The sequence below is a fragment of the Solemya pervernicosa gill symbiont genome, assembly GCF_002020875.1.
Lineage (GTDB): Bacteria > Pseudomonadota > Gammaproteobacteria.
Window position 1 is genome coordinate 1 of record NZ_MPRL01000002.1, and the last position, 23008, is coordinate 23008.

The following is a 23008-nucleotide window of genomic DNA, read 5'->3' on the forward strand; positions in this document are numbered from 1 at the left end:
GCAGAATGGCGGTGCTGCGGGAAGTGGTGTGGGTGTTGATCTCACCGTATCGGGTGGTACCTCGGCCGGTAATGACACCTTCGTCTTCGACAATGCGCTTGATAGTGAGGTCTACACCGGAACAGTGGCCAACTCGGATGTCGATTTTGCCGGTACATCAATCGGTGAAGGTGCAGCTACTGACAGCGCCATTCAGGTCTCTGAGATTGACCTAGTGATGGCCGATGGTGTCAACATTCAGTCAGATGGAGCGATTGGGGCTACTAGCGTCTTGAATGCAGCAGCTGATACAGCTGCAGCCCAGTCGACCTACGGTGCAGCAGATACCACCGCGGGTAACAATGTTGAGGCGCAGACCCTGACCATTAGTGGGCAGGCTGAGAGTTCAGTCGAGGTAGGTGCTAACGATAGTGCCAAGACGATTGCTACGTTGGTGAATGCAGTAGCAGACAGCACCGGTGTGTCGGCAACGGCTACGACTACTGCAACACTCTCTGCACTCGATACCGATGGCGTGGTCTCATTCAGTCTGAACGGCAGCAATGTCTCAGCGAATGTAACCACCACTGATCTGACCAACCTCTCTGATGCAATCAATGACAAGTCGGGTGCAACGGGTGTTATCGCCAAGCTGAGCCTCGATAAGGCAAGCATCACACTTGAGCACGATACGGGTGAGGATATGGCCATTAGCACTTTCGACAGCTCTGCAGCGGTTGATGGTGCGAGTGGTACCGAGGTATCGATGACACTCTCTGGCGGTACTGGAACCTCTGATGTAGTACTGCAGAACGGTGGCGTCAACGCCGGAACCCGCGACTCCACCGTGGTCGGTGGTGAGGTTGAGTTCAAGTCGACAGCCGGTTACTTCAGCGTTGAGTCAAATACTGCTGAGGGTTCAGGTGGTGTCTTCCAGGGTACTGCTGGTGATCTGAAGGCGAGTGCCAACGAGACTGTCAGCACCATCGATATCAGCTCGGTTGTTGGATCGAATGATGCGATCGACATTGTTGACGGTGCGCTGGCCAGGGTTGATGCGATCCGCGCTGATCTGGGTGCGGTGCAGAACCGCTTCGAGACCACCATCACCAACCTGCAGACTAGCTCTGAGAACCTCAGCGCTGCACGTAGCCGAATTCAGGATACTGACTTCGCTGCTGAAACCGCAGCCCTGACCCGTTCGCAGATCCTGCAGCAGGCAGGTGTAGCGATGCTGGCCCAGGCCAACTCGGTACCTCAGCTGGTTCTTTCCCTGCTGGGATAAGCTGAACAGACTCAGTTTGAGTCTACTAACGGGCGCCAGAGATGACTCTCATCTCTGGCGCTTTTTTATTGTCTGGAAGAATATAATTTTCTTACTTGATAGCCAGGTTGAGTCGACTATTATGTAATGCAATGAAAAGTAAGCAAAATAATAGGATTCTGGGATGTGAAATAAAGTAAAAAAAATCCTAAAGTTTTCTATAGATTGCCCGATATATACATTAAGGATGGGTACGTATTGGGTTTTTGTATCAGTAGTGGCTAATAGACTCGGTGCTGTATCTGATTATTAATAGTATGAGATGAAAGCAGTGTTTCTCCCTGTTGAATATAAGGTAAAATCAGGGGTGAAAACGGTAGGAACTATGGAGGTTACATCATGGCTGCGATGACAACACAATTGACTTCATTACCCCCATCAGTTCTGGGCGGTAAGATCGATCCGAGTCAGGAGCCCAGGGATTCTAAATCGGCCGATGCGATCGATCCGACGCAGGTGCCAGGTGTTCCATCACCCGAGTCGAGCGATGCAGAGCCGGCATCGATGGAAGAGTTGCAGGATGCGGTAACCCGCATAAACGACCACATGCAGGTGATTCGACGCAATCTGTCGTTCAATCTTGATGATGAGAGTGGCGAGACAGTGATCAAGGTGATCGACTCCGATACGGATGAGGTGATTCGTCAGCTTCCCACGGAAGAGGCGATGAAGCTCTCCAAGCAGCTCGAACAGGCCAGCGGCAGCTTAATATCTGCTGAGGCCTGAATGGGCACAATTCTTGCTCGTGTCTGTCTAATAGATAGACGCGTCAAAAAGCGAGGATAGATAGATGGCTACAATTTCATCACCCGGTATCGGCTCACAGCTCGATGTTAATGACATCGTATCAAAGGTTATGGCCGCCGAGCGGGCACCCGCCGAGAACCGTTTGAATCGCCAGGAGGCGACGCTTCAGGCGCAAATCTCATCTTTTGGCACTATCAAATCAGCACTATCTTCGTTCCAGAGTTCCCTAACCAAGCTGCAAACCTCTTCTACCTTCGAAGGTAAGGTTACTGATACCGGTCAGAGCACTGCATTTAGTGCCTCAGCCAGCTCCATTGCCGATCTCGGATCCTACGATGTTGAGGTATTACAGCTCGCACAGTCACACTCGCTGGTTACCGCGGAGGGCCAGTTTGATGAGCTCGATGACGTGGTGGGTGGTGGAACATTGACGTTTAGCTTCGGTACTACCGATTACGACCCCGCAACCGAGGTCGACCCTGAGAGTTATAACTCCTTTACGACCGAACTGGATAGGGCATCGCAGAGTGTTGAGATCGCTGCGGATAGCACGCTGGAAGAGGTGCGTGATCAGATCAATGAGGCGGAAATCGGAGTTACGGCCTCAATTATCGATGACGGTAATGGCTACCGGCTGAGTCTTAGCTCGGATAGCAGCGGCGAGAACAACAGCTTGCAGATCACTGTTGATGAGGAGACCGGTGACGGTGCCGATAACATCGATACCAGCGGCCTTTCGATGCTAGCTTTCAATCTGAGTGCCACCAATCTTGATCAGACCACTGCCGGTCAGGACGCGATGCTTGAGGTCAACGGACTGACGATCAGTCGTGAATCCAATAGCGTGACCAGTGCAATTCATGGCGTAACGCTCAATCTGCTGCAGACCTCAGAGAGCGGTTCTGAAAAGCTGAACGTTACTCAGAATAGTGAGACACCGGTTGATGCGGTCAAATCATTTGTTGAGTCCTACAACAGTGCACTGAGTTCGCTGAGTTCGTCGAGTGCCTTCGGCGGAAAGGATGGTAGTAGTGGTGTGCTGTTGGGTGACTCGGCGGTACGTAGCGCTGAACGCCAACTGCGTCAGATCCTCGGTGATGTGTTGACCGGGGTTGGCGGTGGTTACAACTCAATGGGTGATGTCGGTATCACGCTACAGCGTGATGGCACGATCGATCTCGATGAAACGGTCCTCAGTAGTGCGATTGAGGATGACGTCGTTAAGGTAGGTGATCTATTTACTACCTATGCGGACAAGATCGACGGTGTACTGGACGGTATGCTTGAAAGCAATGGTGGTTTGATTGAATCTCGGCTGACCGGGCTCAGTACACGTCTTGAAAATCTCAATGATGATCGTGCTTCGTTAACTAAACGTCTCTCAGCGCTTGAAACACGACTCTACCGTCAGTTTGGTGGGCTTGATACCTTGATGGCTCAGCTTCAGACGACCAGTGATTACCTAGCCCAGCAGCTCGAAAATCTTCCCAAGATTGGCGGCAGTAAATAGTAATACTGCCTGATTGGGTGCTGTTTTCAATGTTGTAACCAACTGTAATTGTTGGTTATATCCTGTTCAGAGCGGTGTTCTCTGGACCCCTACGAAAATAGCTGCCATATTCGATGGCAAGAGACTAAAGATCGAGATGATTGAGCCGATATGGTTTATAGATGCAACGAGTGATTGATCTATGACCCGGCATGAGAGGAACAACGATGACCTACTCTAAACCCACCAGCAAAATGCAGCAGTACACCCAGTATGATGTAAAAGCCGAGGTGCTAGAGGCTAGTCCTCACCGGCTGGTACAGATGCTAATTGAGGGTGCTCTGGATAAGGTTGCTGTTGCAAAAGGGCATATGGAACGCAATGACGTTGCAGGTAAGGGACAGTACATCAGCTGGGCGATCTCGATCATTGAAGGTCTTCGCGCAAGCATCGATAAGGAAGCGGGCGGCGAAATCGCCAACAATCTCGATGATCTCTATGACTACCTAGGTCGACGTCTTCTGCAGGCTAATCTGGATAACGATGTATCGATTCTGGATGAAGCCTCCTCGCTACTGCGCGAGATCAAATCTGCCTGGGATGCCATTCCGAGTGAAGTGAAGGGTGAGCGTGCCAAGATCACACCGAACTACGACTCCACGGAACCACCGACATCTACCTCAATCTCTATCGGCGTCTGAAGCTAGAGGTCTATGGACGGTTCAGACAACCCAAATCAGGGCTTCGAACAGCTGATTGCTCAGGTTGTTGATCTCTCAAATAGAATGTTTAAGGCCGCTGAGGCCGAGCAGTGGGATGAGCTCGTCGAACTCGAGGCAGAGCGGCGTCAGTCACTCCCGCAGCTATTCAATAATCCCCCTTCTGAACATACCTCCAAGCTCTCTGAAGCGGTACAGCTGATTATCGATCTCGATAAACGCACCATGGCACTGGGTGAGAAGGGACGTCACCTGATCGGCAATGAGCTACAGGGACTACGACAGGGTCAGCAGGCCACCAATGCCTATAACAAGGTGCAGGGCTAAAGGGAGAGTCGTCCGGCTATGAGTGAAGATAATAGTATCGGCGGCGTGGTTCATGAGCAGGTGATGCCGCTTGAGTGGCAGCAACACGATGCCTTTCCAGAAGATCTCGACATAATCCATCAACATGACGCCAACCTTACACTGCTGCACACCATCAATGTCATCGAGTCGAAACCGGTTGAAAATGATGATAGCGAGATGCAGTCCGATGTCGTTCGACTGGAGAACAAGGTCGATCTGGTGCTCGATCTGCTCTCATCTCTGATACGTCAAACTCGCCCCCTTCCTCCCAATGCCAAGGCTCGACTGGGTGGTGAGGGTATGGAGTGGGCCAGTGGCGAGGAGGCCCCGCTGCCTGCTGCTGGTAGCAAGCTGACGGTCTCTTTTCACCTCAATAAAATGATCCCCTCACCGATCGTCCTCTGGGGCGAAGTGGTTGATGTGGCCCTACACGATAGCGCACGCTGGGCAACTCTCCGATTTGGTCCGATGAGTCAGCAGTTTGAACAGGCCTGGGTAAAACTCATCTTCCGTCACCACCGCCGGGCGATCGCCATGGCTCGTGCAAATCGTTAATAGTTTTAACAAGTTACACTCAAATCTTTACATCCATCTACTAATTCACTGTTTTTCCTGAGTGATAGAAGTGTCCGTTTCTTGTCGCAAATGGCCGCGGCAAAAAAAGAGACGTAACTTCAATATTAGCGTCGGCTTTTTGACATAAAGGGTGTCGGGTGGTTTACTGCAAAAAACGCGAAAAGAAACGCTCTTCGTGAGGCCGATAACCACTTAAGGGTTTGAAAATGTCCGTAAAAAAGGTCCTTGTCATCGATGGTGATATGGAGCGTGCGACGAGCCTGCTCACGGTCTTGGAGTTTGTCGAATACGATGCCCAGCACACCACCGATTGTAATGAGTGGCAGGGTCTGATTCAGGAGCAGGGACCCTTTAATGCTGTGATTGTCGGTCGCTGCAGCTCGCTGAAGGGGATCGAGAAGGTGATTCGCGGCATTAAAAAGCATGATGAGTTTATGCCGTTGCTGATGATGGTGGCGAAGGGCGAGCCACTTCCGGTCACCGGCAAGCTAGCGCTGGAGATTCTCGGCCGGGTTGAGATGCCGGTTAAGTATGGTCAACTCAATGAGTTGCTTGGAAGCGCCCAGAACTACCGCGATACCCACGAGCGCAAGAGTCGTCGCCGTCCTACCGAGGTCTTCCGTAGTCTGGTGGGGGAGAGCGGTGAGGTGGTCAGCGTTCGTCGTCAAATTGAACAGGTCGCGGGTGCTGAAGCCACGGTACTGATTCTCGGCGAGTCGGGTACCGGTAAGGAGGTGGTGGCGCGAAATATTCACTACCTCTCTGAACGTGCCGATAAACCCTTTGTACCGATCAACTGTGGTGCTATTCCCGCTGAACTCCTCGAGAGTGAGCTGTTTGGCCACGAAAAGGGTGCCTTTACCGGGGCGATTAGTACCCGGCAGGGACGTTTCGAGCTGGCGGAGGGTGGCACTCTGTTCCTCGATGAGATCGGTGATATGAGTCTACCGATGCAGGTCAAGCTGCTGCGTGTGTTGCAGGAGCGTACCTTTGAACGGGTCGGTAGCAATAAGACCATCAGTGCTGATGTACGTATTGTTGCCGCCACCCATCGTCATCTTGAGCAACGTATTAGCGATGGAGATTTCCGCGAGGATCTTTTCTACCGCCTCAACGTCTTCCCCATTGAGATGCCGCCGCTGCGTGATCGTGTCAGCGATATAGGCCTACTGATCGATGAACTGATTGCCCGTGTTGAGCAGGAGAACCGCGGTACGGTTCGTCTGACCCCTCGAGCGATTGAGGCCCTCAAACAGTACGACTGGCCCGGTAATGTGCGTGAGTTGGCCAATCTGGTTGAACGCCTGGTAATTCTCTTCCCATCAGGGGTTGTTGATGCCCCCGATCTGCCCGCCAAGTTCCGTGGCAACATTGAAGATATTGAGATTCCAGCAGGTTTCCCGCTCTCATTTATCAATGATGTGCGTGAGGCGGATGCCGAGCTTCCCAGCGAGGCACACGTTGCTGAGCCAGCGGCTGAACCAGTTATCGTTGCTGAAGAGCCAGCTGAGGCCGAGGTCGAGGAGGTTGCCGAGAGCGCGGATGAGGGGAGTGCGTTGCCAACGGGGGGGCTCGATCTCAAGGAGCACCTCAGCAATATGGAGATTGCGATCATTAAGCAGGCGCTTGAAGAGACCGATAATGTTGTGGCCCACGCCGCCAAGCTGCTCAATATGCGTCGTACCACCCTGGTTGAGAAACTGCGCAAGTACGGTCTGCAACGCCAGGATTGATCGTCAAGAGATTGACGAGTGTTTTTCTTGTTGTCAGTAACATGTTGAATAATCAAAATAAATAAAAAAGGCATGCTTATTGCTTTGTCCTACTTGACGCCATTTGCGTCGAATAGAACAAGCGGTAGGAGAGCACATGCCAGGCCAACATAGCGAGCTGTTACAGAGAAGCCATCCCCCACTGGGTAACCTTGAGGGCGTGGTCACCGAGATCCCTGCGGATCGAGGCTCTCTTGAACGACGTATCGCAAAACTTACCCGAGAACTCGCCTTGGCACGTCGTGGTCATCAGCAGCAGATGGCTGAGAAGACGCATCAGCTCAACCGTCTTGAAGAGATTATTGAAGCGCTACCAGGTGGTGTGGTGGTGCTGGATGGTATTGGCAATATTCGCGCCTACAACCCGATTGTGGCCGAGATGTTTGGTCAGCCGCTACAGGGTATCGCCTGGCAGGAGGTACTGGCACGCAAGCAGCTGCCAGATCAGTCTGAGCAGGAGGGTGTGGCACTTCAGGGCGGTCGCCGTGTGGTCGTCTCAGTGCGACAGCTCACCTCTGAGCCGGGTGTGATTCTACTACTGCACGATGTCACCGAGAGCCATCAACTGGAGCAGACGGCTAACCGTCAGCAGCGACTCGCCGCGATGGGTGAGATGAGTGCCTCGATGGCACACCAGATCCGTACTCCACTTGCCTCGGCACTGCTCTATACCTCCCATCTAAAACGACCCGCACTCAAAGAGGATGGCAGAATTCGTATCGCCGATAAGATCCGTGCACGCATGATTGAGATGGAGCGCATGGTCAACGACATGCTCCGCTTCGCCCGTGGTGGTGACTCAACCGTTATTAATGAGATCGATCTAAACGCACTGCTCGATGCACTGCAGCAGACGCTTGATCCGCAGTTGGAACAGTCCGGTGCACAGCTGCATATAGAAAGGTGCGAACAAGCGGTTACTTTTTCCGGCAACTACGAGGCAATTCTCGGTATGTTGCTGAATCTGGCAACCAATGCGCTTCAGGTCGCCACCTCAACCCCTGTTCTGGATGTCGGGCTCACCGTCAGTGAACGATCAATCCGTTTTAGCGTGGCCGATAACGGTCCCGGTATCGCGGCTGAACAGCAGGCCCGAATCTTCGATCCCTTCTATACCACCCGTGCCGATGGCACCGGTCTCGGCCTTGCCGTGGCCCGTAGTGTGGTTGAGGCGCATCACGGAGAGATCCGTGTCGATTCAAAACCGGGAGAGGGTGCCTGTTTCACCATTACCCTGCCGCGATCGGCGGCACCGCAGATGTTGGCCAGCAGTAGTGATTTAGCGGGCCTAAGAGAGACAGTAGAGCAGGGGGCATTTCCCCCTGGGTTCGATAGTGGTGAGGTGAGGTCATGAGTAACTCGACGATTCTGGTGGTTGAAGACGACCGCTCTCTGCGTGAGGCGCTGGTCGATACGCTCGAGTTCTCGGGTTATCAGGTCGAAGCGGCACACGATGGATGTATGGCGCTGGAGATGATTGATAATGATGAGATCGCGATGGTTGTCAGCGATATCCAGATGCCGGAGATGGATGGCATGTCGCTGCTGCGCAAGGTTAAGGCGAAACGTCCCGATATGCCGGTGATCCTGATGACCGCCTACGGCACCATTGAGGATGCGGTCAGTGCGATGCGTGTCGGTGCGGCTGACTATCTGGTCAAACCATTTGAGGCCGATGCACTGGTAGAGATGGTGGCGCGCTTTGTTTCGATTGCCCATTGCGATGAGAGCAGTGGTGATTACATCGCCGAAGATTCACGTTCGCGTGACATGCTGGAGCTGGCTCGACGCGTGGCAGGTAGCGATGTCTCGGTGATGATCACCGGGAAGAGCGGTACTGGTAAGGAGGTGTTGGCGCGTTTTATCCACCACAACTCAAACAGTGCCAAGGGACCGTTTATAGCGATCAACTGCGCGGCGATACCTGAAAATATGCTTGAGGCGATGCTGTTTGGCTACGAGAAGGGGGCCTTCACCGGTGCCTATCGTGCTACACCCGGGAAGTTTGAAATGGCCCAGGGTGGCACGCTGCTGCTCGATGAGGTCTCCGAAATGCCACTGGCGTTGCAGGCAAAGCTGCTGCGTGTGCTGCAGGAGCGTGAGGTCGAGCGGGTCGGTGGACATCGGATTATTCCGCTGAACGTCAGAGTTCTGGCGACCTCGAATCGAAATCTACGTGAGGAGGTTGCTGCGGGTCGTTTCCGTGAGGATCTCTTCTACCGGCTCAACGTATTCCCTCTGCATCTGCATCCGTTGAGTCGTCGGCCCGACGACATCGTTCCATTAACGGAGCTGTTTGTACGCAAATATAGTCTCGACAGTGGCAATGTTCCGGCGCTGAGTTACGGTGCCAGGGCGCGGCTGACCGCTTACCCCTGGCCTGGCAACGTACGTGAACTGGAGAATGTGGTTCAGCGGGCGCTGATTATGACCATCGGCGGTGAGATTCAGGGTGAGGATCTGCACTTTGAGGTCGATAATGAACTGCCAGGGCAGGGCGAGGCGATTGCACAGATCTCAGGCAGTGAGCCTGAACCGGCCAGTAAGCTCAATGAGGATCTCAAGACCCGTGAGCAGCGGCTGATTGTTGACGCGCTACGCAACGGCAATGGTAATCGAACCCGTGCAGCCGAAGAGCTTGGTATCAGTCCACGTACCCTGCGTTATAAATTGGCTCGGCTACGAGAAGCGGGGGTAGAACTACCCGTGTAATACCCTACATAGTAAGGCGTGCAGGGCACGCCTACGGAGTAACAAGTCGCACAGCCCCTGGCATGCGGCGAGTCTCTCTGCACGTCTGTGTGGAGGCGATTATTCCCTCTCCTAATTTCGTCTTCCCTTCCGCTGGGTAGCGATACTCCTCTTCAATGACTCCATTCCAATAGTTGGTACGGAACCTGCATCTGTGTGATTAAGGTTCACTATGGCGATGAAATTCCGTCGCGGTTGAGATGGAGAGATTCAGATGAGTGATATGCAGGTTAATCAGCTAATGGCGCAGATGCGTGCACTGGCGGCACGCTCAAATATCGAAAATATTGCACCACCGACTACGGTCAATGAGACCAACAAGCCGGAGTTTGGTGATCTTCTCAAGAACTCAATTAACAAGGTTAACGATCTACAGCAGACGTCAGGTGCGCTGTCGACTGCATTCGAGACCGGCACCTCCGATGTCAATCTGGTCGATGTGATGATCGCCAAGGAGAAGGCGGGTATCGCCTTCCAGGCGATGACACAGGTCAGAAACAAGATGGTGTCTGCCTACGAAGAAGTTATGCGCATGGCGATCTAACTAGATCTCTACGGCGTTACTGGTATCTAAATTTAAAGTAAAAATAATTGGTGAGATGAGATATGGACTTAGTAGAGCAGGGTCAAGGTGTAGCAAAGGGGATGGGGCATCTTCCGGCGTGGCGTCAGATCGCAGTGATGATTGGCCTGGCGGCGAGTATCGCGCTCGGTGGTGTGGTGGTGCTCTGGTCGATGGAGCCGAACTATACGTTGCTCTATAGCTCACTGGCTGATAAAGATGCCAAGCAGGTAGTCGATGCACTGCAGGCACAGAACATTCCCTACAAGCTTGATCAATCCAGTGGAGCCCTGCTGGTTCCCTCATCGAAGGTCCATGAAGTGCGAATCAAACTCGCGGCCGATGGCCTGCCAAAGGGCAGCGGTATGGGTTTTGAAATGCTGGAGGAGGAGCAGGGCTTCGGTACCAGTAACTTTATCGAAAAGGCTCGCTTCCAACGGGCCCTCGAGGGTGAATTGGCCCGCTCCATCGCATCGATCAATAACGTGCGTACGGCACGTATCCATCTGGCGATGCCCAAGCAGAGTGTTTTTGTGCGTAAGCGCCAGAAGCCGAGTGCCTCGGTACTGGTCAACCTCTACTCGGGTCGTACCCTTGAAGAGGGTCAGGTCGCTTCTATCGTACATATGGTCGCATCGAGTGTGCCTAACCTGGAGTCGAGCCAGGTCACAGTGGTCGACCAGAACGGCAATCTACTCACCAAGAAGCGCCGTGGTGATGCGCTGGGCATCGACTCAGAGCAGTTCGACTACACCCGCCGCGTTGAAGATAGCTATGTCGGCCGCATTGAGAATCTGCTGGCACCCGTGCTCGGTGTAGGTGGTGTACGTGCCCAGGTGACCGCAGAACTCGATTTCACTGTCACAGAGAAGACCCAGGAGAGCTTTAATCCCGATCTGCCCGCGGTACGTAGTGAGCAGGTGATGGAGGATCGCAGCGCGATGGCAGCCGGTGCATCGGGTATCCCAGGCGCGCTGAGCAACCAGCCTCCGGGCGCAGGAACTACTAATCCTAATGCAGCTGCCGATGGTAGCGGCGGCTCACAGGGCAGCAGTTCACTGCGTACGACTCGCAACTATGAACTGGATAGAACCATTAGCCATACTAAAATGTCAGTAGGGTCTATTCGCAGACTGTCGGTGGCGGTGATTCTCGATAACAAGCGCGGTGTTGATGCAGCGGGAACTGCTTCCAATACGCCCTTCACCGCTGAAGAGGTCGCTCGTATCACCACTCTGGTCAAGGATGCCGTCGGCTTTAATCCACAGCGTGGCGATACCGTGAATGTGGTCAATACCCCCTTCTTGGTCGAGGCGGCGATTGAAGCGCTGCCAGAGGTGCCGATGCTGGAGCAGCCCTGGGTACAGGATCTGATTAAGCAGGGTGTCGGAGCGATTGCAGTACTGCTGCTGATCTTTGTGGTACTGAAACCGATGATGCGTAATTTGGTTGATAAGGGTGCTGAGATTGCCAAGGCACAGGCCGATGCGATGCGCCCAGCGCTGGCGGCGGGAATGGACGGTGATTTGTCGGGCGATCAGCTGAGTTTGACCGGTGGAGCACAGCCGCAGTTGGGTGGACCAAAGCTCAGTTATGACGAAAAGCTAGGCTCGGTGCGTGGTATGGTGACGCAAGACCCGAAACTAGTAGCTCAGGTAGTAAAAACCTGGGTAGGAGATGAAGATTAATGGCTGAAGCTGCGCCAAAACTGACTGGCACCGAGCGTGCTGCAATTCTACTGCTGACCCTGGGTGAGCAGGAGGCTGCCGAGGTACTGCGCCACATGGGCCCTAAAGAGGTTCAAAAGGTGGGTGCAGCGATGGCTGGCATGGCCAATGTGAGCCGTGACTCCGTCAGTACGGTGCTCGATGATTTTGTCGACACCATTGAGAATGAGACCGCACTGGGTGTCGGTTCAGAAGACTATATCCGCAAGGTTATGACCGAAGCGCTCGGTGAAGATAAGGCGGGCGGTCTGATTGACCGTATCTTGATGGGGCGTAACTCCAAGGGACTGGAGGCGCTGAAGTGGATGGATTCGCGTGCGGTGGGTGAGATCATCCGCCTTGAGCATCCGCAGATTATCGCCATTGTGCTCTCCTATCTCGACGCTGATCATGCCGCAGGCGTGCTGGCAACACTCCCCGAACGTGATCGTCCCGCCATCCTGATGCGCATCGCATCACTCGATGGTCTGCAGCCGAATGCGCTCAAGGAGCTTGATGAGATCCTTGAGAAGCAGTTTGCCGGTCAGACCAATGTGAAATCTTCGAGTGTCGGCGGTATCAAATCGGCAGCCGATATCCTCAACTTCCTCGATGGTAATGCCGAGCAGGCACTGCTCGATGAGGTGCGTGAGGTCGATCCCGATCTGAGCCAGCAGATTCAGGACAGCATGTTTGTCTTCGATAACCTGATAGATGTGGATGATCGTGGCATCCAGAGCCTGCTGCGCGAGGTCTCTTCCGAGTCGTTGATCCTGGCCCTGAAGGCGGCCGATGAGACGATGCGTGAGAAGTTCTTCAAGAATATGTCTAAACGTGCAGGCGAGATGCTGCGCGATGATCTGGAAGCGAAGGGCCCGGTCAAGCTGAGCGAGGTCGAACAGTCGCAGAAGGAGATTCTGGCCATTGCACGTCGTATGGCTGATGCCGGCGAACTGTCACTAGGCGGTGGTGGAGACGAGTATGTCTGATCAGGTGCTCAAGAAAGATGGAACGGCAGAGGGCTTTGAGCGCTGGGAACCGCCCGCTATGGCTGGGGCACACAAACCGAAGCCGAAGGTGGCAGTGAGAGCACCGGCACCGAAGAAAGCGGCTGCTGCACCGCCACCGGTGACCGCCGAGCAGATCGAACAGATTCAGAAACAGGCCCATGAGGAGGGTTTCGCGCAGGGGCAGAAGGAGGGACTGGCCGATGCACAGCGCCAGATTCGTGAGAAGACCTCCAAGCTCGACAAGATCATGGCCTCGTTTACTCGCCCCATGGCAGAGCAGGATGATGAGCTGGTAGAAGAGGTGGTAGAACTTGCCATGGTCGTTGCCAAGCAGCTGATTCGTCGTCAGCTCAAGCAGGATCCAGGTGAAGTGGTGGCGGTCGTACGTGAGGCGATGGCGGCACTGCCGGTCAGCACCAGCACGATTCGTCTGCAGCTCAACCCGGAAGACGCGGAGGTTATTCGAAATAACCTGCCGAGTGCCGAGGGTGAACGTGCCTGGAGCATCATTGAAGATGCTGCGCTGAGTCGTGGCGGATGCCGTATTACCACCGAGAACTCCACCATCGATTCGACTATGGAGACACGTATTGCAGCGGTTGTTGCCCAGTTGATGGGTGGTGAGCGTGATGAGGATCAGCGGGCGTAGCGCCAGTTGATTCAGGTGAATAATCGTGAACGATAACGTAACAGCACTCAATCGAAGCAAGAAGTGGCGCGGTAAGATTCGCGAACAGCGCGATCGTCTGCACGGACCGGCACCACTGACTGTCGAGGGCCGTCTGACGCGTATGGTCGGGCTAACTCTTGAGGCGGTCGGGTGTCAGGCACCGATCGGTGCGCGTTGTCTGGTTGAGAGCAGTAGTGGTGAGGATGTTGAGGCCGAGGTGGTCGGCTTTGCGGGCGAAAAACTCTATCTAATGCCCATCGGTGATGTGCGTGGTGTTGTTCCGAGTGCCAAGGTGATACCGACAGCCGATGTTTGCGAAGCGAAGGTGGGTGAGGGGTTGCTGGGGCGTGTTATCGACGGTGCCGGTACCCCACTTGATGGTAAGGGGCCGATCGACCACACCACTCATACCCCACTGACGGGAAAATCGATCAATCCACTCTCCAGACAACCGATTCACGAACCGCTCGATGTCGGTGTGCGTGCAATCAATTCAATGTTGACCGTTGGGCGGGGCCAGCGAATGGGGCTGTTTGCCGGCTCCGGTGTCGGTAAGAGTGTCTTGCTCGGCATGATGACTCGCTATACCAATGCCGATGTAATCGTCGTTGGATTGATCGGTGAGCGTGGCCGAGAGGTAAAGGAGTTTGTACAGAATATTCTCGGTGATGAGGGAATGGCGCGTTCAGTCGTCGTCGCCTCACCGGCCGATAACACCCCGCTGATGCGGCTACACGGTGCAATGTTGGCCACCAGCGTGGCTGAATATTTCCGTGATCAGGGCAAGCAGGTGTTGCTACTGATGGATTCACTGACCCGTTTTGCCCAGGCGCAGCGTGAGATCGCACTGGCGATTGGTGAACCACCGGCGACCAAGGGTTATCCACCCTCGGTCTTTGCCAAGCTGCCCCATCTGGTCGAGCGTGCCGGTAATGGTGAAGAGGGAGGAGGTTCGATCACCGCCTTCTATACGGTGCTGACCGAGGGCGATGATCATAACGATCCCATTGCCGATGCCGCGCGTGCCATTCTCGATGGTCATGTGGTGTTATCGCGTGCAATTGCTGAGACCGGTCACTATCCGGCGATCGATATCGAAGCGTCGATCAGCCGTGTAATGACTGAGATTATCGATCCAGAGCACCTTAATTCAGCGCGACGCTTCAAACAGATTCTCTCTACCTTCCGACAGAATCAGGACCTGATTAGTGTCGGCGCCTATCAGCGCGGTACAAATGAACAGATCGATCAGGCGATCGACTACAACCCGAGGCTACTGGCGTTCCTGCAACAAGATATCCGCCAGAGCCACCCGCTTCCTGAAAGTATTGAGGGGCTCAAATCACTCATGGCGCAATCGATGCAGGAGGTTAACGGCTAATGGTCCGCTCCAAACGCATGCGCCCAGTGGCTGATATTGCCGAAAATCGCGAACGCGAAGCGGCAAAACGGTTTGGTCAGAGCCAGAATGCGGTCAATGAGCAGAAACAAAGACTCGAAGAGCTGCTGCAGTATCGACTCGATTACCAGCAACAGTTTGATCAGCGTGCCGGTAGCGGTATGTCGGTTGCGATGATGCAGGATTTCAGGCGCTTTATTAATCAGCTAAACGATGCCATCAAGCATCAACAGCGTCAGATTGAGCAGTATCAGCGTAACTGTGATCTGAGTCGTTCGGAGTGGTTGTCCAAGCGCACTCACTCACAGGCGATCGACAAGGTAGTGGGGCGTTATCGGAAGCATGAACAGAGGCGGGAGAGTCAGCGAGAGCAGCATGAGAGCGATGAATTTGTTACGCAATCGTTCTCACGGCCAAAGGGTAAGGGGTAGTTCCCATTGCTGGCACGTAAATTGAATATATCCAAGAAAGATAAAACTCCAAGGTGACGACATGACACAGATGCAGACACTCCTATCATCCGATGTAGCCAAGGTGGCTGGTGGTTCAGCGCAACTGGGCGCTGGTGCCGAGGGTGGTAGTGCAGGCGCCGGTTTTGCAGCACTTCTAACCAATCAAATCGGTGAGGGAGTCACCGATCTAGAGGCGGTACTGACTATGGCGGAGGAGCTGCTGGTGGCCGAAGAGGTGACTCCGTTGGTGCTCCAGGAGGTAACGGCTTTGCCGCTTGAGGGGCAACCGCTGGATGAAGACGGCAATCCTTTGCCGCTCTTTCCGGCTATTGCGGCACTTGTTCCTTCCGTCGGTGAGGGTGAAGAGATTGTAATTGATGGTGAAAAGACGCTGCTTGATGCTGATGGGCGTGCAAACCGTGGTGATCGACTCAAAGGATTGTTGACAGAGCGTGCCGGAACGACACTTGTCAACGCTGATGCGGGTGCTGAATCTGGTAGCTCCGGCAAGGGTGAGAAGGAGGGTGCAGGCCCCATGCTCAAACTGGGTGAGCAGTTCATCAAACTCGATGACGGTGCACGACTCGATGAGCAGAGTTTCTCGCGTATGGTCCAGAGCATGACCGAGGCGGGTGCCAAGGGAGATGCTCTGAAGAGTGCCCATCTTGCTAAAGAGTCACTACAGACGCCCTTCAAAGGTGATATCGATGTCCCCTTTGGACGCAAGGGTTGGAGTGAGGGCGTTGGCGATAAGCTGACCTGGCTGGTCAATAACAAACAACAATCTGCTGAACTACGCCTCAATCCACCCCATCTCGGCACAATCGAGGTGAAGATCAATATGAATCAGGATCAGGCGAGCCTCTCCTTTGTGACTCAGCACGGTAATGTGAAAGAGGCGTTAGAGTCCGCACTACCACGTCTGAGAGAGATGTTTGAAGAGAATGGTGTGTCACTGGCCGATGTAGATGTCTCAGACCAGTCTGCTGCAGAACATGAAGAGGCCCTGGCCAGTGGTGAAGAGGGTGAGCATGATGATGCTCAGAATGCACAAGAGGATGGTGAGGCAGGGCTTGAGGGTGCCAATGGCAGCCAGACCGTTTCGATAGACGGAGTCGTCGACACCTATATCTAACTGCAGCCACTATTTAATTCCATACTAAAAACAACAAAAGGCCCGGGATATCGAGAGATATCCCGGGCCTTTTTGCCTATGCCAAATGGTGACAATTATTATTAAAGTTCGCCGAATTATTGCCGAAACTTGTGATAAGCGCACCTTGATGGTGCGTTTTACGAATGTAGAATATGCGTCCGAATTGCGCTATATCTGACACACAGTGTGTATGGTTTTTTTCGTAGAAACAGATAATAATATTATTCATAACTGATTGGAATTATTATGAAAATTAAGAATAAACTTACGCTTGGCGCCTCTCTTCTAGCACTGATTCCGGTGGTTGCGACCGCCCTAATCATTGAGACGATGGCGGTTAATACCGGGCGTGAAGCGTTGGAGCTCCAGGCCAGGAATCAACTGGTCTCGATCCGAGATATTAAAAAGACACAGATTGAGGACTATTTCGGCACCATTCGTAATCAGGTGGTGACCTTCTCCTCTAATCTTATGGTGGCTCATGCGATGGAGGAGTTTAAAGCGGCGTTCCACAGTTACGCCTCTGATGCGACCGATGCTGATAGTGAGCAGATGAAGCAGAAGCTCACTAACTACTACGGCAATGAGTTTGGAGCCGAGTATAAAAACCAGAATCCCGGTAGTTCGATCGATACTGGTGGTTTGATGAACCGGCTCGATGATGCAGGGCTCGCACTGCAATACCGTTACATTGCTGCCAACAGTCAGCCGTTAGGCAACAAAAATGGTTTGACCGATCCTCAGGACGGCACTCCTTATGGTGATGTGCACAAGCACTACCACGACACCTTTAATCAATATCTCGAGACCTTCGGTTATTACGATATCTTCCTGATCGATCCCGACACGGGACATGTGATCTACTCGGTATTCAAAGAGCTCGATTACGCTACATCTCTTAATGACGGTGCCTATGCCAATAGTGGATTGGCTGAGGCGTTCAAGGCGGCCAATCAGGGGAGTACGCCTGACCACGTTTCTCTAATCGATTTTTCCCCCTATACCCCTTCATACGAAGGCGCAGCCTCCTTTATCGCATCACCTATCTATCTCAAGGGTAAAAAGGTGGGCATCCTGGTGTTCCAGATGCCTGTCGATAACATCAACACGGTGATGACCAGCGGTGAAAAGTGGAGTGACATCGGGCTCGGTGCCTCGGGTGAGACCTACCTGGTGGGTGGTGACTACAAGATGCGCAGCATGAGCCGCTTTCTGATTGAGGATAAGAGCGGTTACCTGGATCTGCTCAAAGAGGTAGGTGTATCTCCAGGTCTGGTCGACACCATAGGCGCCAAGGGAACCAGTATCGGTCTGCAACCTATCGAGACCCAGGGTACGCGCGCCGCCATCGGTGGTGAACGTGGCTTTGCGATTTTCGATGACTATAGAAATGTGGCTGTGTTATCGGCCTATACACCTCTCGATATTCCTGGCCTGAGGTGGGCGATCATGAGTGAGATCGATGAGGCGGAGGCGTTTGCATCGGTCGATGAGATGGAGTCGACCATTATCTCGACTGTGATCCTGGTGACGCTGGTCGTTGTCGCTCTGGCGCTGGCAGTTGGTTATATGTTCGCCAATGCGATTACTCGTCCGATTCTCAAATTGAGCGGTACCATCGAAAAGATTGAGCGTGAGTCTGATCTGAGTCAGCGTGTCGATATTAACTCTAAGGATGAGTTGGGTCTGACGGCGGATGCGTTCAATAAGATGGTGAGCAAGTTCCAACACATTATTGAATCGGTGAATGGTTCCACCACTCAGCTCGCCTCGGCTGCTGAGGAGATGAATGCCGTTACCGAAGAGACCGAAACGGCGATTCGCCAGCAGCTCTCCGAGACCGAGCAGGTGGCCACAGCAATGAATGAGATGACCGCTACCGTTCAGGAGGTGGCACGCAATGCGACTTCGGCAGCGAGTTCTACTCAGGCGGCCAATGCTGAGTCGAGCAACGGACGTGCCGTTGTTACCGCCACGATGGATGCGATCGACTCACTGGCAGGTGAGGTAGAGAAGGCGGCCAACGTGATTCACAAGCTGGAGTCTGAGACCGAATCTATCGGTACCGTTCTGGATGTCATCAAGGGTATTGCGGAACAGACCAACCTGCTAGCACTGAACGCAGCCATTGAGGCTGCACGTGCGGGTGAGCAGGGTAGGGGGTTCGCGGTAGTTGCCGATGAGGTGCGAACGCTGGCCCAGCGAACTCAGGAGTCGACCCGTGAGATTGAAGATATGATCGAACGTCTGCAGTCAGGCGCGGGTGATGCGGTAGCTGTGATGGACGAGAGTCGCTCACAGGCAGAGTCGAGTGTGCAGACCGCTGCCAAGGCGGGCGAGTCACTACAGACCATTACTGCTGCTGTCGCTGAGGTGGCCGATATGAATACTCAGATCGCCAGTGCTGCTGAGGAGCAGAGTGCAGTTGCCGAGGAGATCAACAGAAATGTAGTCAATATCAATGAGGTGGCGGAGGCGACTGCCGCCGGGGCTCAGCAGACGGCATCTGCCAGCGGTGAGTTGGCAAGATTGGCTTCCAACCTGCAGAGCCTGGTAGCGCAATTCAAAGTCTGATTCTCAAGTCGTTTCTGCATAGTTTAAAAAAGGGTGCCTCTGGCACCCTTTTTTGTCTGTCGCTACCGCAGGATAGAGTCGAAATATTGACGCTTTACCCGCTTCTTATATCTGTGTTTATATCCCCCATATGATAGACTTTGTAACGCATTGATTAACAGTTGGTTATCACTGTGTTCAAAGTTGGCTTAACTCTTGCATTTAGTGTGAATAATGCAAATAACAACTTGATAATGAGGGCCGCAGCATGGCTGAAGAAGAAGATCTCGATCTCGATGTAGAGAGCACGGAGAAAAAGAGTTCAGGAATGAACATGAAGATGATGATCATCATCATGGCGGTCTTCCTGGTCGTTGTTATCGGTGTCGCGGTGGGGGCGGTGATGTTCCTCTCCGGAGGTGACAGTGGTGAAACACCTACTGAGATGACAGAAGGGGGGGCTGTTGAGCCCGATGCGCTACCTGAGGAGGCGGAGGTGATGCCCACGGGTGATGCCGTCTATGTGGCAATCGATCCGCCTTTCGTTGTCAACTTCGAAGACCAGACTCTGGTTCGCTATCTGCAGATCGGTGTCACTCTATTAACCAAGGATCCGGAGGGTGAGACCAAGATCAGAACCCATATGCCGATGCTCAAGAGTCGCATGCTACTGATGTACAGCGCCAAGACCTACGAAGATGTGCGTACGTTAGAGGGTAAGCAGAATCTTCAGTCTGAATCGCTGAAGATTGCCCAGGAAGTACTGAAACAGCAGACCGGTGGTTCGGTCGTTGAGTCGGTACTCTTCACCAGCTTTGTAATGCAGTAATCGACTATGGCCGGCGATCTTCTATCTCAAGACGAAATCGATGCCCTACTAGGGGGGATCGGTGGCGGTGATATTGAGACCGAAGCTGAGGAGGAGTTAGAAGAGGGCGCGACTAGGCCCTACGATTTCACCAGCCAGGATCGGATCGTGCGCGGGCGTATGCCCACGTTGGAGATGATCAACGAACGTTTTGCACGTCTGTTCCGAATCAGTCTCTTTAACCTGTTACGTCGTACCGCTGAAATCTCAGTCGGTGGTGTACAGATGCTCAAATTCAGCGAGTACGTCCACTCGCTGTTCGTCCCTACCAGTCTCAATCTGGTCAAGATGCAGCCGCTGCGCGGCACGGCGCTGTTTGTCGTCGATCCCAAGTTGGTCTTTATCATCGTCGATAATTTTTTTGGTGGTGATGGTCGCTACCATGCGCGTATCGAGGGTCGGGAATTCACCCCAACCGAGCTGCGTGTGGTGCAGATGATCCTGCAGCAGGCTTTTAAAGATCTGGCAGAGGGTTGGGCGCCAGTGCTGGATGTCAGCTTCGAATATATCAACTCAGAGGTGAATCCCCAGTTTGCCAATATCGTCAGCCCGACCGAAGTTGTCGTGGTCAACACCTTCCACGTCGAGCTGGATGGAGGTGGTGGTGATCTGCATGTGACCATGCCCTACTCAATGCTCGAACCGATGCGTGAGATTCTCGATGCCGGTCTGCAGAGTGATACCAGTGACACCGATGAGCGTTGGCTGATCGCGCTGCGAGAGGAGATGAAGCTGGCTGAGGTCGATGTCAGTGCCACTCTCACCGAGGTCGATCTGTCGCTGAAGGAAGTGATGAATTTTAAAGAGGGTGATGTGATTCCGATTGAGATGCCGGAAGTTATTAACATTAAGGCGGAAGAGGTTCCCGTTTTTAAGGGACATCTTGGTGAGAGTCAGGGCAATCTTGCTATTCAGGTAACAGAGCCGATCAGACGTGGATTGTCGGTTGCACAGGAGCTTCCTACGAAGCAGGAAATAATTAAGGGCGTGAAGTGATGAATGACGAGACTGAAGTGAGTGATGATGAGCTCGCGGCCCAATGGGCAGCTGCATTGGATGAGGGCGAAGAGGGCGCTGCTGAACCAGAACCGCAGGTAGAGCGTGCTGAATTCGATAACCTTAAACCGGCGGGCGGTGGTCTGGGTTCCGAGGATGAGAACCTTGAGGTCATCCTCGATATTCCCGTCACCATTGCGATGGAGATTGGTCGAACCAAGATTCCAATTCGCAATCTGCTACAGCTCAACCAGGGCTCGGTGGTGGAGCTTGATCGACTCGCAGGAGAACCGATGGATGTTCTGGTTAACGGCACCTTGATCGCTCATGGCGAAGTGGTGGTGGTCAACGAGAAGTTCGGTATCCGTCTTACCGATGTGATTAGCCCTGCAGAGCGCGTGAAGAAACTGAAATGATTCTGATTGATGCAGTACGAGGTCTACTTCATCGCATTGTAAGCGTGCCTCTGCTGCTGTTATTTGCCGCACCCCTCTATGCGTCTGAAGCACCCGTTGTATCTAAACCTGTCACTGAAACCGCCCGCACTACCTTAAATAACGATCCGGTCGCAGCCGGTAATCTGCTGCAGATGACCGTCGCACTAATGTTTGTCCTGGCCATGATCGTAGCCGCAGCCTGGATGATGCGACGTTTTGGCGGTTGGCACGCCTCACATGATGGCTCAATGCGAGTGGTTGGCGGCCTCTCGGTTGGTAATCGTGAACGGGTGGTGCTGATCGAAGTGGGAGAAGAGCAGCTCTTGCTTGGGGTAGCGCCGGGACGGGTTGAGATGCTGCACCGACTTGAAAAACCGATCGCTGCCAAAGAACGAGTTTCTGAAAACAGCTTCGCAGAGAAGTTGGGCGCGGCACTGCAGCAGGTGAAAAAGAGATGAAGCGCATCCTTCAATTAATCGCATTAATGAGCCTGTTTACCCCGTTGGCCGCTTTCGCAGAGAGTGGCTTTACTGCATTGACGGTCACCCCAACAGAGGGCGGTGGTCAGACCTACAGTGTGACTATTCAAGTGCTGGCGCTGATGACCGCGCTCACCTTCCTGCCCGCCGCACTGATGATGATGACCTCTTTTACACGCATCATTATTGTTCTGGCGATCCTGCGCCAGGCGCTCGGTACGATGAATACTCCCTCTAATCAGATTTTAATTGGTCTGACGCTCTTTTTGACCGTCTTCATTATGTGGCCGGTCTTTGAGCGTATTCACGACGAGGCACTACAGCCCTATCTGCAGGAGCAGATCACCCTGGAGCAGGGGGTGGAGAAGGCGAGCATTCCGTTGCGTGAATTTATGCTGCGCCAGACCCGCGAAGACGATATCGCACTCTTTACCCGCATCTCAGGCCGAGGTGATATTGAGACTCCGGAGGATGTGCCATTTTCGATTCTGGTTCCCTCATTTGTCACCAGTGAGCTTAAGACGGCTTTCCAGATAGGCTTTTTAATCTTTCTGCCGTTTCTGATTATTGACCTGGTGGTAGCGAGTGTCTTGATGTCGATGGGTATGATGATGCTCTCGCCAATGATCATCTCGATGCCGTTTAAGATCATGCTGTTTGTTCTGATTGATGGTTGGTCACTGATCACCGGTACGCTCGCTTCGAGTTTCTATGTGTAGCCTGGCACTGGAGAGTTGACGCAATGACACCCGATATCGTCGTCAATATTATTCAGGAGACATTGATTGTCACCGCACTGCTGGCTGCACCGCTGTTACTCTCTGCGCTCGCAATCGGTCTGCTGGTCAGTGTTTTTCAGGCTGCAACCTCGATTCAGGAGATGACGCTCAGCTTTATCCCAAAGCTGATTATTCTGGCGCTCGCCTTGATGATGGCCGGACCGTGGATGCTGAGGACCATCATGGGTTTTGCCACGGGTCTGATTCAACGCATCCCCGAGCTGATCGGTTAAGGC

The 23008-nt window shown here is 53.4% G+C and carries 23 protein-coding genes; all 23 read left to right on the forward strand.

The features are described 5' to 3' along the window. A partial coding sequence (locus tag BOW52_RS17840) for a flagellin (RefSeq protein WP_330359754.1) occupies window positions 1-1264 on the forward strand: 1264 nt, incomplete at its 5' end. 378 nt (window positions 1265-1642) lie between these two features. Then, window positions 1643-2029 carry a flagellar protein FlaG gene (locus tag BOW52_RS00610; protein ID WP_078482142.1) on the forward strand — a complete coding sequence of 129 codons (387 nt, stop codon included), beginning with the start codon at window positions 1643-1645 and terminating at the stop codon, window positions 2027-2029. A 64-nt stretch (window positions 2030-2093) separates the two neighbouring features. After that, window positions 2094-3560: a flagellar filament capping protein FliD gene (fliD, locus tag BOW52_RS00615; protein WP_078482143.1), complete on the forward strand. Its 1467-nt coding sequence runs from the start codon at window positions 2094-2096 to the stop codon at window positions 3558-3560. Between the two features lie 206 nt (window positions 3561-3766). Next, window positions 3767-4240: a flagellar export chaperone FliS gene (gene fliS, locus BOW52_RS00620; RefSeq protein WP_078482144.1), complete on the forward strand. Its 474-nt coding sequence runs from the start codon at window positions 3767-3769 to the stop codon at window positions 4238-4240. Window positions 4241-4252: 12 nt separating this feature from the next. After that, the gene (locus BOW52_RS00625; protein ID WP_078482145.1) at window positions 4253-4585 is read left to right on the forward strand and encodes a flagellar protein FliT; all 333 of its coding nucleotides are present in this window, start codon (window positions 4253-4255) and stop codon (window positions 4583-4585) included. 18 nt (window positions 4586-4603) lie between these two features. Continuing rightward, a complete protein-coding gene (locus tag BOW52_RS00630) occupies window positions 4604-5161 on the forward strand; it encodes a PilZ domain-containing protein (RefSeq protein ID WP_078482146.1) in 558 nt (185 codons plus the stop codon). 227 nt (window positions 5162-5388) lie between these two features. Further along, window positions 5389-6915, forward strand: coding sequence for a sigma-54 dependent transcriptional regulator (locus BOW52_RS00635; protein WP_078482147.1), 1527 nt, complete (start codon window positions 5389-5391; stop codon window positions 6913-6915). Window positions 6916-7051: 136 nt separating this feature from the next. Then, complete coding sequence (locus tag BOW52_RS00640; RefSeq protein ID WP_078482148.1) at window positions 7052-8308, forward strand: sensor histidine kinase; 1257 nt, start codon at window positions 7052-7054, stop codon at window positions 8306-8308. Then, window positions 8305-9666, forward strand: coding sequence for a sigma-54-dependent transcriptional regulator (locus BOW52_RS00645; RefSeq protein ID WP_078482149.1), 1362 nt, complete (start codon window positions 8305-8307; stop codon window positions 9664-9666). Before BOW52_RS00640 ends, BOW52_RS00645 begins: the two co-directional genes overlap by 4 nt. 253 nt (window positions 9667-9919) lie before the next feature. Further along, on the forward strand, window positions 9920-10249 hold the full coding sequence (fliE, locus tag BOW52_RS00650; protein ID WP_078482150.1) for a flagellar hook-basal body complex protein FliE: 330 nt from the start codon (window positions 9920-9922) through the stop codon (window positions 10247-10249). A gap of 62 nt (window positions 10250-10311) precedes the next feature. Continuing rightward, the gene (fliF, locus tag BOW52_RS00655; RefSeq protein WP_078482151.1) at window positions 10312-11955 is read left to right on the forward strand and encodes a flagellar basal-body MS-ring/collar protein FliF; all 1644 of its coding nucleotides are present in this window, start codon (window positions 10312-10314) and stop codon (window positions 11953-11955) included. Next, window positions 11955-12962, forward strand: a complete 1008-nt coding sequence (gene fliG / locus BOW52_RS00660) for a flagellar motor switch protein FliG (RefSeq protein ID WP_078482152.1) — start codon at window positions 11955-11957, stop codon at window positions 12960-12962. Before fliF ends, fliG begins: the two co-directional genes overlap by 1 nt. Next, window positions 12955-13632 (forward strand): flagellar assembly protein FliH, encoded by a 678-nt coding sequence (locus BOW52_RS00665; protein WP_078482153.1) that lies wholly within the window; start codon window positions 12955-12957, stop codon window positions 13630-13632. Before fliG ends, BOW52_RS00665 begins: the two co-directional genes overlap by 8 nt. A 25-nt stretch (window positions 13633-13657) precedes the next feature. Then, complete coding sequence (gene fliI / locus BOW52_RS00670) at window positions 13658-15034, forward strand: flagellar protein export ATPase FliI (RefSeq protein ID WP_078482154.1); 1377 nt, start codon at window positions 13658-13660, stop codon at window positions 15032-15034. Then, complete coding sequence (fliJ, locus tag BOW52_RS00675) at window positions 15034-15483, forward strand: flagellar export protein FliJ (RefSeq protein ID WP_078482155.1); 450 nt, start codon at window positions 15034-15036, stop codon at window positions 15481-15483. The genes fliI and fliJ overlap by 1 nt, the downstream gene beginning before the upstream one ends. A gap of 70 nt (window positions 15484-15553) precedes the next feature. Further along, the gene (locus tag BOW52_RS00680; RefSeq protein WP_172840042.1) at window positions 15554-16639 is read left to right on the forward strand and encodes a flagellar hook-length control protein FliK; all 1086 of its coding nucleotides are present in this window, start codon (window positions 15554-15556) and stop codon (window positions 16637-16639) included. Window positions 16640-16906: 267 nt separating this feature from the next. Beyond that, window positions 16907-19234, forward strand: coding sequence for a methyl-accepting chemotaxis protein (locus BOW52_RS00685; RefSeq protein WP_078482157.1), 2328 nt, complete (start codon window positions 16907-16909; stop codon window positions 19232-19234). 247 nt (window positions 19235-19481) lie between these two features. Then, a complete protein-coding gene (locus BOW52_RS00690) occupies window positions 19482-20042 on the forward strand; it encodes a flagellar basal body-associated FliL family protein (RefSeq protein WP_078482158.1) in 561 nt (186 codons plus the stop codon). 6 nt (window positions 20043-20048) lie between these two features. Then, window positions 20049-21077, forward strand: a complete 1029-nt coding sequence (gene fliM, locus BOW52_RS00695; RefSeq protein ID WP_078482159.1) for a flagellar motor switch protein FliM — start codon at window positions 20049-20051, stop codon at window positions 21075-21077. Beyond that, window positions 21077-21493: a flagellar motor switch protein FliN gene (gene fliN / locus BOW52_RS00700; protein ID WP_078482160.1), complete on the forward strand. Its 417-nt coding sequence runs from the start codon at window positions 21077-21079 to the stop codon at window positions 21491-21493. Before fliM ends, fliN begins: the two co-directional genes overlap by 1 nt. Beyond that, entirely contained in the window at window positions 21490-21972 is a 483-nt protein-coding gene (gene fliO / locus BOW52_RS00705) for a flagellar biosynthetic protein FliO (protein ID WP_078482161.1), read from the forward strand. Before fliN ends, fliO begins: the two co-directional genes overlap by 4 nt. After that, window positions 21969-22712: a flagellar type III secretion system pore protein FliP gene (fliP, locus tag BOW52_RS00710; RefSeq protein WP_078482162.1), complete on the forward strand. Its 744-nt coding sequence runs from the start codon at window positions 21969-21971 to the stop codon at window positions 22710-22712. The genes fliO and fliP overlap by 4 nt, the downstream gene beginning before the upstream one ends. 23 nt (window positions 22713-22735) lie before the next feature. Then, window positions 22736-23005 carry a flagellar biosynthesis protein FliQ gene (gene fliQ, locus BOW52_RS00715; protein WP_078482163.1) on the forward strand — a complete coding sequence of 90 codons (270 nt, stop codon included), beginning with the start codon at window positions 22736-22738 and terminating at the stop codon, window positions 23003-23005. The last annotated feature ends 3 nt before the right edge of the window (window positions 23006-23008 follow it).